General features: G+C 51.1%; 10 protein-coding genes and 1 tRNA gene. 5 read left to right on the forward strand and 6 right to left on the reverse strand.

Translation table 11 applies throughout. The features are described from left to right. The first annotated feature begins 7 nt into the window (after positions 1-7). Together prfB and lysS are read left to right on the forward strand one after the other, a co-directional pair. Positions 8-1,106 (forward strand): peptide chain release factor 2 gene (gene prfB, locus AC0TN7_RS14130; protein ID WP_096059326.1). Its coding sequence is split into 2 segments (ribosomal slippage): positions 8-82 and positions 84-1,106, totalling 1,098 coding nucleotides; the frame shifts between segments, so codons are not numbered across the junction. Between the two features lie 9 nt (positions 1,107-1,115). Further along, positions 1,116-2,633, forward strand: coding sequence for a lysine--tRNA ligase (gene lysS / locus AC0TN7_RS14135; RefSeq protein ID WP_032650119.1), 1,518 nt, complete (start codon positions 1,116-1,118; stop codon positions 2,631-2,633). A gap of 37 nt (positions 2,634-2,670) precedes the next feature. Here lysS and idi read toward each other — a convergent pair whose 3' ends face one another. After that, entirely contained in the window at positions 2,671-3,213 is a 543-nt protein-coding gene (gene idi, locus AC0TN7_RS14140) for an isopentenyl-diphosphate Delta-isomerase (RefSeq protein WP_024906587.1), read from the reverse strand. Positions 3,214-3,376: 163 nt separating this feature from the next. Here idi and actS point away from each other — a divergent pair, with 163 nt between their 5' ends. The 3 genes from actS to AC0TN7_RS14155 all read left to right on the forward strand — a co-directional run bounded on the left by actS (position 3,377) and on the right by AC0TN7_RS14155 (position 5,185). After that, complete coding sequence (actS, locus tag AC0TN7_RS14145) at positions 3,377-4,120, forward strand: amidase activator ActS (RefSeq protein WP_248165630.1); 744 nt, start codon at positions 3,377-3,379, stop codon at positions 4,118-4,120. 80 nt (positions 4,121-4,200) lie between these two features. Next, positions 4,201-4,274 (forward strand) — tRNA-Gly (locus AC0TN7_RS14150). Positions 4,275-4,870: 596 nt separating this feature from the next. After that, positions 4,871-5,185 carry a hypothetical protein gene (locus AC0TN7_RS14155; RefSeq protein ID WP_015673660.1) on the forward strand — a complete coding sequence of 105 codons (315 nt, stop codon included), beginning with the start codon at positions 4,871-4,873 and terminating at the stop codon, positions 5,183-5,185. Here the strand turns inward: AC0TN7_RS14155 and AC0TN7_RS14160 are convergent. The 5 genes from AC0TN7_RS14160 to AC0TN7_RS14180 all read right to left on the reverse strand — a co-directional run bounded on the left by AC0TN7_RS14160 (position 5,182) and on the right by AC0TN7_RS14180 (position 13,072). Continuing rightward, the gene (locus tag AC0TN7_RS14160; RefSeq protein WP_417927774.1) at positions 5,182-5,988 is read right to left on the reverse strand and encodes a DUF4225 domain-containing protein; all 807 of its coding nucleotides are present in this window, start codon (positions 5,986-5,988) and stop codon (positions 5,182-5,184) included. The genes AC0TN7_RS14155 and AC0TN7_RS14160 overlap by 4 nt on opposite strands. Before the next feature lie 545 nt (positions 5,989-6,533). After that, on the reverse strand, positions 6,534-8,420 hold the full coding sequence (locus tag AC0TN7_RS14165; protein WP_473702219.1) for an NACHT domain-containing protein: 1,887 nt from the start codon (positions 8,418-8,420) through the stop codon (positions 6,534-6,536). A 650-nt stretch (positions 8,421-9,070) separates the two neighbouring features. Further along, positions 9,071-10,141, reverse strand: a complete 1,071-nt coding sequence (locus AC0TN7_RS14170) for an ABC transporter ATP-binding protein (RefSeq protein WP_473702220.1) — start codon at positions 10,139-10,141, stop codon at positions 9,071-9,073. Then, a complete protein-coding gene (locus AC0TN7_RS14175) occupies positions 10,134-11,903 on the reverse strand; it encodes an ABC transporter permease (protein WP_023294491.1) in 1,770 nt (589 codons plus the stop codon). Before AC0TN7_RS14175 ends, AC0TN7_RS14170 begins: the two co-directional genes overlap by 8 nt. An 80-nt stretch (positions 11,904-11,983) precedes the next feature. Further along, entirely contained in the window at positions 11,984-13,072 is a 1,089-nt protein-coding gene (locus AC0TN7_RS14180; RefSeq protein ID WP_024909324.1) for an ABC transporter substrate-binding protein, read from the reverse strand. Positions 13,073-13,150: the final 78 nt, after the last annotated feature.

Genomic DNA, 13,150 nt, shown 5'->3' on the forward strand with positions numbered 1-13,150 from the left:
ACAGACCATGTTTGAAATTAATCCGGTAAAAAACCGTATTCAGGACCTCACGGAGCGCTCTGACGTTCTTAGGGGGTATCTTTGACTACGATGCCAAGAAAGAGCGTCTTGAAGAAGTAAACGCCGAGCTGGAACAGCCGGACGTCTGGAACGAACCTGAACGCGCACAGGCGCTGGGTAAAGAGCGTTCCTCTCTCGAAGCTATCGTAGATACGCTGGATCAAATGGCCCAGGGGCTGGAAGATGTTTCCGGTTTGCTGGAGCTGGCCGTCGAAGCCGACGACGAAGAAACCTTTAACGAAGCCGTGGCAGAACTCGACGTGCTGGAAGAGAAGCTGGCGCAGCTTGAATTCCGTCGCATGTTCTCCGGCGAATACGACAGCGCTGACTGCTATCTTGATATTCAGGCAGGTTCTGGCGGTACTGAAGCGCAGGACTGGGCCAGCATGCTGACGCGCATGTACCTGCGTTGGGCAGAAGCGCGCGGCTTCAAAACCGAAATTATCGAAGAGTCTGAAGGTGAAGTGGCCGGTATTAAATCCGTCACTATCAAGATCATCGGTGACTACGCCTACGGCTGGCTGCGTACTGAAACCGGCGTTCACCGCCTGGTGCGTAAGAGCCCGTTCGACTCCGGCGGCCGTCGTCATACCTCCTTCAGCTCCGCGTTCGTTTACCCGGAAGTTGACGAAGATATCGATATCGAAATTAACCCGGCGGACCTGCGTATCGACGTTTATCGCGCATCCGGCGCGGGCGGCCAGCACGTTAACCGTACGGAATCGGCGGTGCGTATTACCCACATTCCAACCGGGCTGGTCACGCAATGCCAGAACGACCGTTCCCAGCATAAGAACAAAGACCAGGCCATGAAGCAGATGAAAGCGAAGCTTTATGAGCTGGAGATGCAGAAGAAAAATGCTGAGAAACAGGCGATGGAAGACAACAAGTCCGACATCGGCTGGGGCAGCCAGATCCGTTCTTACGTCCTAGATGACTCCCGCATCAAAGACCTGCGTACCGGGGTTGAAACCCGCAACACGCAGGCGGTGCTGGACGGCAGCCTGGACCAATTTATCGAAGCAAGTTTGAAAGCAGGGTTATGAGGAACCAACATGTCTGAACAACAAGCACAGGGCGCTGACGCGGTAGTCGATCTTAACAACGAACTGAAAACCCGCCGCGAGAAGCTGGCAGCGCTGCGCGAGCAGGGCGTGCCGTTCCCGAACGATTTTCGTCGTGACCACACCTCAGACCAACTGCACGCTGACTTCGACGCGAAAGAGAACGAAGAGCTGGAAGCGCTGAACGTTGAAGTGGCCGTTGCAGGCCGCATGATGACCCGTCGTATCATGGGTAAAGCCTCCTTCGTGACCCTGCAGGACGTTGGCGGCCGTATCCAGCTGTACGTTTCCCGTGACGATCTGCCGGAAGGCATCTACAACGAGCAGTTCAAGAAGTGGGACCTTGGCGATATCCTGGGCGCAAAAGGTAAACTGTTCAAAACCAAAACCGGTGAACTGTCTATCCACTGCACCGAGCTGCGTCTGCTGACCAAAGCCCTGCGCCCGCTGCCGGACAAATTCCACGGCCTGCAGGATCAGGAAGCGCGCTATCGTCAGCGCTACCTGGATCTCATCTCTAACGATGAATCCCGCAAGACCTTCAAAATTCGCTCCCAGATCATGGCCGGTATCCGCCAGTTCATGGTGAACCGCGACTTTATGGAAGTGGAAACCCCGATGATGCAGGTGATCCCTGGCGGCGCGTCTGCGCGTCCGTTCATCACCCATCACAACGCCCTGGACCTGGACATGTACCTGCGTATCGCGCCGGAACTGTACCTGAAGCGTCTGGTGGTTGGTGGTTTTGATCGCGTGTTCGAGATCAACCGTAACTTCCGTAACGAAGGTATCTCCGTTCGTCATAACCCAGAGTTCACCATGATGGAACTCTACATGGCGTATGCGGATTACAAAGATCTGATCGAGCTGACCGAATCCCTGTTCCGCACCCTTGCGCAGGACATTTTGGGCACCACCGAAGTGCCTTACGGTGAAGAAGTCTTCGACTTCGGTAAGCCTTTCGAAAAACTGACCATGCGCGAAGCGATCAAGAAATACCGTCCTGAAACCAACATGGCGGATCTGGATAACTTCGATTCTGCGAAAGCGATCGCCGACAGCATCGGTATCAAGGTTGAGAAGAGCTGGGGTCTGGGCCGTATTGTGACCGAGATCTTCGAAGAAGTGGCCGAAGCGCACCTGATTCAGCCGACCTTTATCACCGAATATCCGGCTGAAGTCTCTCCGCTGGCACGTCGTAATGACCAGAACCCGGAGATCACCGATCGTTTCGAATTCTTCATCGGCGGCCGTGAAATCGGCAACGGCTTTAGCGAGCTGAACGATGCGGAAGACCAGGCTCAGCGCTTCCAGGATCAGGTTGACGCGAAAGCGGCAGGCGACGACGAAGCGATGTTCTTCGACGAAGACTACGTGACCGCGCTGGAGCACGGCCTGCCACCAACGGCGGGTCTGGGGATTGGTATCGACCGTATGGTAATGCTGTTCACTAACAGCCACACCATCCGCGACGTGATCCTGTTCCCGGCGATGCGCCCGGTGAAATAAGACATTAAGATGTAAAAAAGCCCCGAAAGGGGCTTTTTTATTGCGCCGCGAAGGCTTTGAGTTTTTCGCGGGCGGTCGTCGCTTCCATGACCATCCACGGGCTAAAGGCCCAGGGCGTCGCGTCCAGCGCGAGGAATAGCGCGTCCAGCTCAACCCACTGATAGTCCATCACTTCATCTTCGTTTATCGTCACGTCATTGGTGATGCGGGCGGCGAATACCGGGCAAATTTCGTTTTCCACGATCCCGGACGGGTCGGTTTCCCGATAGCGAAATTCAGGGGCGACGGCGGTGATATCGGTCAGTTCAGCGCCCACTTCAAAGCGGCAGCGGCGGATTATCGCCTGTATCGTCTCTTCGCCGGACTGCGGGTGGCCGCAGACGGAGTTGGTCCAGACGCCGGGCCAGGCTTTTTTGCTTAAGGCGCGCCGGGTGATCAGACATTCGCCTTTTGCGTTAAAAAGCCAGGAAGAGAACGCCAGATGCAGCGGGGTATGTAACGTGTGCGCGGCATACTTTTCCTGAGTGCCAATCACCATTCCCTGGTCGTTTACCAAAATAACGTGTTCTTGAATACTCATTGATGCTCCAGTGCCAAAATGCCGAGTGGTTCAGCACCATCAGCCGAAGCATTATACTGCATTCTTATACGAACGGTTTGGCTCGTAGAGCGGAAAAGGGCATGACCCCTGTTCGTTTTGGCTGTTATCATAGGGCGACATTCACGCTGACCGAGGATCTGTTTTGTTTGCAGGAAGCCTGACGAAAAATCCCATTACCGCTGTTTTTTGCCTGACGCTGACGCTATTCCTGGCGGGCTGTTCAGGGAGCAAATCTTCGGATACGGGTAGCTATTCCGGTTCGGTCTACACCGTCAAACGCGGGGACACCCTGTACCGGATTTCGCGCGCAACGGGGACCAGCGTGAAGGATCTGGCGCGGATGAATAATCTTTCTCCGCCCTACACCATCGAGGTGGGGCAGCAGCTGAAGGTTAGCGGCGGATCGTCCTCGGGTAAAAAGTCCTCTTCGAAAGGCAAAACCGCCAAAGTGACGCCGTCCTATCAGGTGCCGCAATCGTCATGGCCGCCGGTTGGACAGCGCTGCTGGATTTGGCCTGCCAGCGGTAAAGTGGTCGCCCCTTACTCACTTTCTGAAGGTGGCAACAAGGGTATTGATATCGCCGCTGCGCGCGGTACGCCGGTTTATGCCTCCGGAGCCGGGAAGGTGGTTTATGTCGGTAACCAGCTGCGCGGCTACGGTAACCTGATCATGATTAAGCATGGGGAAGACTACATCACGGCCTATGCGCACAACGACACGATGCTGGTCAACAACGGGCAGAACGTCAAAGCCGGGCAGAAGATTGCCACCATGGGCAGTACCGGTACGGATTCGGTGAAGCTGCATTTCCAGATTCGCTATAAGGCGACGGCCATCGATCCGCAGCGTTATCTTCCTGCGCCCGGCAGCAAACCGAAGTGCTAAGTGATTATTTAATCGCCGGTTAGTTGTGAAGAGGCTTGTATGAAGGTGCGTAAGGTCTATAATGCCATACGCACCTCAAAGCGGGCGTAGTTCAATGGTAGAACGAGAGCTTCCCAAGCTCTATACGAGGGTTCGATTCCCTTCGCCCGCTCCAATCTCCTGATAAATCAATAAGTTATGATTTAGCAGTTAGTTACGTTGCCCCGCTTTAGCAGGTACAACTTAAACTACCCATTGTTCTACGTCCGCACCTGTCGCGTGATTGGTCTGTGGTACAAGGGAGCATATCATCACGCTGGCGGTGGTTCCAGGTTCTTACCGCGACAGCAAAACAACGAACAAAAAGCCGCATACCTGGCATAACTCCCGAACAGATTGATCACACGCATTTAAGCCCGATGTGTGGCCCTATGAGCCACGTAAACAGGTGAATAGTGGTAATGCTCCGGTAGCTACAGATCCGGCTCTGCCAGCGCTTCGCTCACGCTCCGAAAGGTACACGAGCATCCTGATAAGGTGTGATCCCTCTGACAATCTGATTTGGTCACTGGTGACTTTCGCAAAGCGAAACCAACCAGGTTGGCCTGATGCAGTCGCTATGCTCCGCTTGTTGCTTGTACCACTAACGGGGCTTTATGGCTTCTATTGTCTGAAATCTGATACATTGCACAAACATCATGTGGATTACTGTAAAGTTCATCTCTATGATTATGTGTGCCATTGCCAGTTAAGAAATGCGGAGAGGACAATATGGATGTTACTGATGAGGCTTTGTTGAGTTCTGGCTTTACACCATCGGATTTGAAGAAGATAAAGAACAACGTTGAAAGCTATGGTGGAACGTTGGGGAATGCAATCAGGGACCTGGCCAGGCGATTTATTCTTGCCGTGTGGGTTGTATCCGGTTGCCTTGCTGTATTCATTTTTCTTGTGATGTTCGCATCTGAGCAGAGTGTTTTCTCTGGTGCTATTGGCCTTTCTTGTGGCGCAGCGGTTGCAATTTTTATACAACCGCCTGTACTTGCTTATAAATCTTGGCGATTCTGTAGAGCGAACAAATCTTAATTAGTACTGTTATCAGTAGCCAGAAGATCAAAAATGACTTTCGCTTTGACACCATATCCAGCGATTTTCATCGTTAGCTTAGGCTTGCTCATTGTGTCAACTTTTCGGTAGTAATCACGCGGCAGCCAACGGAATAATCGCCAAGCTCCGGGTTTCCTTGCTAAGCCGAAGATACTATAGACACTCGCCCCTAGAGTCACCGTATTATAAAGAGCTAATCCACTTTTTGGGCTAAACCCCATAAACTGTGCGGTCTCCATTGCGCCATCAGCAAAAATTCCTTCCGATTTGGATTGTTCACCATAGCGAAGATGGCTTGCTTCTTTTGTTATACCGTTAATACCATCAACAAATAAAACTGCTCCTGCAAGAACTCCAACAGGGGTCATAGTGGACATCATAACCATCCCACCAAATAATGCTGCTCCAGATACCACTATATGGATTGCCGAAATCACGTATCCGACGATTTTATTGTTTTCCCTGACAAACTCGACCTTTGCATAAAGTTGGGCGGCTCTGGTTCTTAACAAGCGTTCTTGTTCTTGCAGATTATCTGTTTCGGCACGCAGATTTTTGATGCATGAAATGCATTCTTCATCGGTTTTGGCCCGTCGTGCAGTTTCAAATTCTTTCTCTACGACCTGCCTTATCTCTTCGACAAACTTGATACGTGATATCCCATCTTGCAAATAGAATGCTGATAGCCGATTTGCAGTTTCGACGAGTTTCCGGGCTTCCAGATTTACCATGGTATCTGACCATGTTCTGTTCCAGCCCCTGTTGAGCAGCGCAATATCCATTAAAGACTCCATCCCAAAATGTGTCTGGTCATTTTAAGTGCAATAAGGTCGAAGACAACAGGAAATACTTTCACAACCCGCCCCCGTGGGTGTCCCGTTGCTTTATCCTTCCAGTTTACATTCTCCTGTTCAAAATATCCCCGGCTCTGTTGGTGATCTGCTAGACCGTCAGCCCAGGCCCTCGGTGAAAAGCGCTTTTCTTCGCCAAATATCGCTACGTGATGCCTTCAGCGACACGCCTCACTGCAACAAGCAGTGCAGTTACACAATGCTGCTTTGGGCTGACGTAAGGGAGATAGCTTGATGTTTTGAAGTGCACCTGTTCACTAATCGTACGGCTATTTAACATATTCTTTGTTGTGCGCACCACTATTGTAGTAGCTTAATTGAGATGTTCGTCTCTGACCAAATAGACATGTCCGCGCTACAGTCTCACCACAGCGATCACTGCTTTCAAAGGATGAGACTCATGAAGGCATAAAGAACGGTGATTTACTAAATGTTTGGTCAACCCGAGTGAGCTTTAAGCGCTCAGGGTCAACCTACTAACCTGAACGCTTTCTAGCTCTGTTTTTTATTAATCTCATTGCACTTTTTGACTGTGTGAGCCCTAGAGCCATATGGTTTTCATACTCTTTGAATAATAAGTCAAGGCTGTTATTTATATAAGATACATATTTCTCAGTAGCGGTTACAATCTCGGGAAAAACCTTAAAAAATTCTTCGGTATGTATATCTAAAAAATAAGATGTCGCTCTCGATAAATGTTTTTTGTTTGAACTTATCGATAGCCTTTCTTTAATCATGTCGTTATTATCCAAACAGAATGAGTAAAGAAAATCATAAGGGGGTATAAATCTATTACTGAAAATAACTCTATTGTAAATACTTTCAATTATTTCAATTTCATTATATTTATCTTCTCCTCTCAAAAGTTTAAATGTCATGCTTTGGAAATTATTTACATCAAAATTGATACTAACATCGGCTAAAATTGATTTAACCTCTTCAAAGTTAACATACGCGACAACACCATTTCTACTTAATTTCTTAGAAGTGTTCAGGATGTTTGATACATAATCATTATAATATCCTATTTCATTTAAACACTTACACATATAACAAAAGTTACGCTCATAAAAGCAACTGGCTTCGCTCCAAAATTCTATTTGTTCATCATCAGGCCTTTTTGTAAGGAATCTCGCTGCATAATAATCCTGTATCGATTTATGGATAAATGTATAAGCATCATAACCATCGCTTACAAGAAGATTAGTGAGGTTAATAATGTCCATCATTACATCGTACTCGTTTTCAGTTTCTTTATTTATAAACTCTAAAGACTCCTTAAAAATAGATAAGCAGGTGTTTCTGTCAAGCGTTGTTTTTTGATCTAAGTGTGACATAAAAGAAAAATAAATAAAACAATTCTCGAGCTGTATATCATTTAGCGTGCTAAGCCTTTCACGAGAGAAAATTTTGTGGTAGTCGTGTTTATATGCCAGAGATGAAAAAAGCGCATCATAATAGGAGGTTACATTCTCAGGGTCTCTGCCTAATCCAAAGCAAGTTACTATAAATATATCAACTAATATGGGCGTTATGATAGATTCATGAAGGAATTTTTTCTCATCTAACATTTTATTAAGTTGCTTAACGGAATTAACATTCGTTATGTTCCGATGTATGATATTTCTTACATCCAGCTCCTTTAAGTATTCTAATTTATAAGTAGTATATGCCGGTAGTTTACAAAATTCCGTATCAGGTCTAGTGGAGCAAATAACGCTACAGTTCCATTGCATATCACACTCATCCAAGAATTTTATTGCTTGTTTTCTGTGGCTTACAGGAATTTCATCAAACCCATCAAGATATAAACGCACTGGATTATTTTTCAATAATGCTGACACGTCAGTTTTACTACAGTCAACGCCGTTTATTATGAAATGTGTTTCTAGTGCTTCAACTAATGATAATTCCTTTGAGAAATCAAGATTCCTTAAGCTTAGAAAGATAGGAAAAAACAGAGACTTATTTAAGTCTTCAAGGAACATTTTTTTCATGGTCATTGTCTTACCTTGTCCGGCAACACCGACAAGACAAACACGCTGCTCTTGTTCTAAGCTTTCATAATCATCTATGGTTATGTTTTTTCTTCTGTAACTGGATACATTAAGCGGATAATATATTTGATCCAAATATACATCTTTATCCCCGCTTAATATTGTTCTGAATGTGAATACCTTTTTCAAAAGATTTTCAGTGTATTTTTTATTTGAACTACTGTCACTAAGCGTCTTATAGATATTTATTGACCGGATAATCTCATCAGCTTTCGAGATGGCTTTCTCTGCTGATTTTTCACCAATTTTTTTTAACAAACCAGAAATAAATGGAATCGTTAATGAGGAGACTGTACTGGCGATCATTCTATTACTCCAAAGAGGATTTAGAAGTAACGTAACAGGAAATGTACTTTATGTCAGCGAACTCTCCTTTTTTTTATAAATAAAAATCTACTTAATTAAAATGTACCTTTGAAAAGTAGACTCTCTGCGGTACGCTTTTCGGAATCATTCACCTCGATTTTTCACGCAGCGCGCCGGAGGACTTCCGCCCCGGACGGGCCCTGAATGTCCTGATACCCGATGATGATCCTGAGCTTAACCTGTCGCTGGCTGTCATTCTGCCCAATGAGAATTTCATGCCGATGCTGCCCGGAGGTAAAGACCCGGTTAATCCTGCCCAGTCCTACCTGCTTTCCCTCAACTTTGCCCGCAGTTGGCTGACCAGGGCCTCGTTCCTTGGCATTGTTGCCGGCATGCTCGGGGCCGCTTCCCTGAGTCCTACAGCTGGGGCAGCCTGCGGTGCCATTACGTAATGGCCGTCACGAAACTTCTGCGCGATACCGGCCGTGCCACTGCCACCATCTGCGGCAGTCCAGGGCATTCCGCAATTTCAGTAAGTCGGGCAAGTGCAGACGTTGTTGACATCGGAAAAGTAACATTTGAGAGGTAGATTGCATGCTCTCACCTGTCAAAGCAAAAAGGCTGCATCCCGCAGCCTTTTCTTTTCAAATTCACCCTTTCGGGAACACCCAAACATGCTTCTCAGGCAGCGAAAGATGGCAGTGCTGCGGATCCCGAACCTCATGCCCATACGCGCGGATCACAAAATCATCCCCCACCGTGCGGAACAGGTACTCCCAGCGGTCGCCAAGGTACATGCTGGTGAGCAGCGGTAGCTCAAGCTGATTTTCCCCTGGCCCCTCGACCACCGCCACGCGCTCGACGCGGATCACCGCCGTGGCGTCATTACCGCTCTGCACCCCTTCACCGGCCTGGCCCCACAGCACCCAGCCTTTCCCTTCAATACGCGCTTTGCCGTCGCGCACTTCGGTGACCTTGCCGTGCAGGCGGTTGTTGCTGCCCATAAACTCGGCGGTAAACAGCGTTTTCGGCGAGCCGTACATCTCCTGCGGCGTACCTTGTTGCTCAATTTTTCCGTTGTTAAGCAGCAGGATACGGTCGGAAATGGACATCGCTTCGTTCTGGTCGTGCGTCACCATCAGCGCGGACAGCCCGAGCTTGATAATCAGCTCGCGCAGGAACACGCGGGCCTCTTCGCGCAGCTTGGCGTCCAGGTTGGAAAGCGGCTCGTCCAGCAAAATCACCGGCGGGTTGTACACCAGCGCGCGGCCAATCGCCACGCGCTGCTGCTGCCCACCGGAGAGCTGGTGCGGGTGACGTTTGCCAAGATGGCCCAGTCCCAGCTGGTCCAGCACGTCCTGCACGCGCTGCTGGATCTCTTTGGCCGGAACTTTGCGCAGCTTGAGCGGATAGGCCACGTTCTCAAACACGGTTTTGTGCGGCCACAGGGCGTAGGACTGGAACACCAGCCCCAGGTTACGCTCTTCTGCCGGGATCTCGCTGCGCGGCGTGCCGTCGTAAACTTTATTTTGCCCAATGATAATCGAGCCCTGGGTCGGTTTTTCCAGACCCGCGACGGCGCGGAGCAGGGTGGTTTTGCCGCTGCCGGAGGGGCCTAACAGGGAGACCACTTCGCCGCGCTTCAGGTTCATGGAGACACCTTTTAAAACAGGATTGTCGCCGTAGGTTAAGTGCAGATCGTCAACCGCTAATTCAATCATGTATTTTCACTCCGAAACGAAGGGCAATGCCCAGACCTACCACGACCAGCAGGATGTTAATGAAAGAGAGCGCCGCCACGATATCGATGGCACCCGCGGCCCAGAGGGAAACCAGCATCGAGCCGATGGTCTCCGTGCCGGGTGAAAGCAGGTACACACCCGTTGAGTATTCGCGTTCAAAGATCAGGAACATCAGCAGCCACGAACCGATAAGACCGTAGCGGGAGAGCGGAATGGTGACGTGGCGGGTGATCTGCCCGCGCGTCGCCCCGGTGCTGCGCGCCGCTTCTTCAAGCTCAGGCCCCACCTGCAGCAGCGTGGAAGAGATAAGCCTCAGCCCGTAAGCCATCCACACCACGGTATAGGCCAGCCAGACGCTGAAAATGGTGCTGCGCAGCGAACGCAGCCAGACGATGACGTTTTCACGCATCCAGTCGGTCCAGGCGAACCCGGAAAGCCAGCCGGATTTCAGCGAGTTATCGAGCCACATCGGCAGGAACAGGAACACCCACAGGAACGCCAGACCCGCCAGCAGGCCAGGCACGGCGCGCGGCACCAGCACGCTGTAGTCCAGGAAACGCGTTGTGTTATCCGGCTTGCGGTGCATGGCAATGCCGACAAACAGGTAGCACACCACGGCCAGCGCGCCGCCAATCACCCCAATCGCCATGGAGTTGACGATGGCGCGCAGCAGGTTGGGCTGCGCCCAGATGGTGCGGAAGGTGTTCAGAGAAAGCTCGTCCCACAGCGAAACGCCCACGCCCCAGTTCGAGATAAACGCGCGCAATACCACCCCGAGCAGCGGAACGCCGATGGTGACGGTGAGCCAGAAGGCAATCACCGCGCCAGCTACCCAGCGCCATTTACCCAGCGGCAGCGCGCGGGCCTGCGAGGCCTTGCCCTTCATGGTGACGAAGCGGTTGGCGGTGCGCATCAGGCGACGCTGGAGCATCACCAGCGGGATGGTGATGCAGATCAGCACCACGGCAACCGCCGCCATCAGGTTATAAGACGGGGTACCCATCTTGTTCGTCAGCTTATAGAGATAGGTCGCCAGCACCATGTTGCCTTCCGGGTCGCCGAGGACCAGCATCAGGCCGAACACCTCCAGCCCCAGGAAGAACAGCAGCACAGTGGCGTACAGAATCGACGGGCGCACCATCGGCAGGCTGACGGAGGTCATCACCTGCCAGGGCGACGCGCCCGCGGTGCGCGCGGCTTCTTCCACATCGGAACCCACGCTGCGCAGTGCAGACGAGATATACAGATAGGCGTGCGGGACGTGCGTCAGGCCGGCGATGACCACAATGCTCGACATGTCGTAGATGTTCCACGGCACGAAGCCAATCAGCGCCTCTGCCCACTGGGAGAGAAAGCCCACCGGACCGGCGGCCACCACGTAGCCGAAGCCCAGCACCATCGGTGAAACGAAAATCGGGACCAGGATCAGCGGCTCAATCAGCCGGCGGCCTGGCAGGTCGGTACGCACCATCAGAAACGCCAGCACGCCGCCCAGCGGAATAGAGATAAAGACCAGCCCGAAAGCAAGAATAAAGCCGCTTTTCAGGGCCTTATAAAAATCAGGGTCGGTGAAAATAAAATCAAATGATTCAAAGCTCCACTCTTTTGACGGCGAAAAGAACGGCGCGGACAGGAAGCTCTGTATCACGATAAACGACAGCGGCGTGTAGATAACCAGGGCGGTTATCAGCACGACGATGCCTCGCGGCAGGCTTTGCCACTTTCTGCGTAATGTATTCATGGGGTATCCCTGGTATTGCAGCCCAGAAAAACGAACTCAGTCGATAAGGAAGCGCGGCGGCCAGCGCCGCGCTCAGACGCTTATTTACCGGCGGCGGTACGCCACTCTTTGATGTACTCGAGGCGTTTTTTCGGCTGCAGGTATTCCAGCAGCGTTTCATCAACCGGGATCGGCTTCAGCGCGTTGCCGAGGATTTTGGTCAGGCCGTCGATATCGTTCTTGCCTTCGATATCGTTACGAATGGAGGGGATGTCCGCCTGATTGGCCAGAATGTTTTGCCCTTGTTCAGACAGCACGTAGTCCAGCCACAGTTTTGCGGCATTGCCGTTTTGCGCCTGCTGGCTGATGAACGACACGCGCGACAGCACCAGGGTGTAATCCTTCGGATAGGAGATGCCGAGTGACGGATCGTTCTTCGCACGCGCTTCCGCATAAGAACCGAGGATGTTGAAGCCAATCAGGTTTTCACCGGATGAGACGCGCTCCATCATGGTGCCGGTAGACGACTGCACCGACAGGCCACCTTTGGCGACGTCGGCCAGGGTCTTAAAGTAGTTCGGATCGGCGCTGTGATCCTGTACCGAGAGCATAAAGCCCAGACCCGATTTTTCGATATCGTAGGTAGTGACTTTGTTCTTGAATTTGTCCGTCTGGCTGGCAATCAGCTTCGCCAGCGCGGCGTGAGAATCCGGCACGTCACCGGCCGGGATCAGACGCTTGTTGTAGATAAAGACCACCGGCTCATAGGTGGTGCCGTAGGCCTTATCTTTCCAGACTGCCCATTTCGGCAGCTGGCTTTGCTCCGGAGATTTGTACTCCATGGCGTAGTCGGTGGCGAGCTTCAGGCCGGTGTCCATCGAGGAGCTCCAGACCACGTCACCGCTCACGCCGCCGGAAGCCTGTTCACTGATGAAACGGTTGTACAGCTCGGTGCTGTTCATGTCGTTGTATTCGACTTTAATGCCCGGGTAGGTTTTTTCGAAGCCCTGGATCAGCGGCCCGGCGGCTTTGATGTCGGTGGTGGAATAGATGACAACCTTGCCCTCTTTCGTGGCGGCATCAACCACTTTTTGATACTCAGCAGGATAGCCCTGCGGCAGGGCAGAGAGTGCAGAAGCAGAGAACAGTACAGTAGCGGTAAGCAGAGAAATTCGGAACGTGTTCGACATTATAGTTAACCTTTTAGTTACATTTGAGGAACTAATTGTCAACATAGCGTATCGGGCTCCACCCACAATAGGGGGGAG

It is taken from the genome of Enterobacter sp. PL_is511 (genome assembly GCF_055816065.1).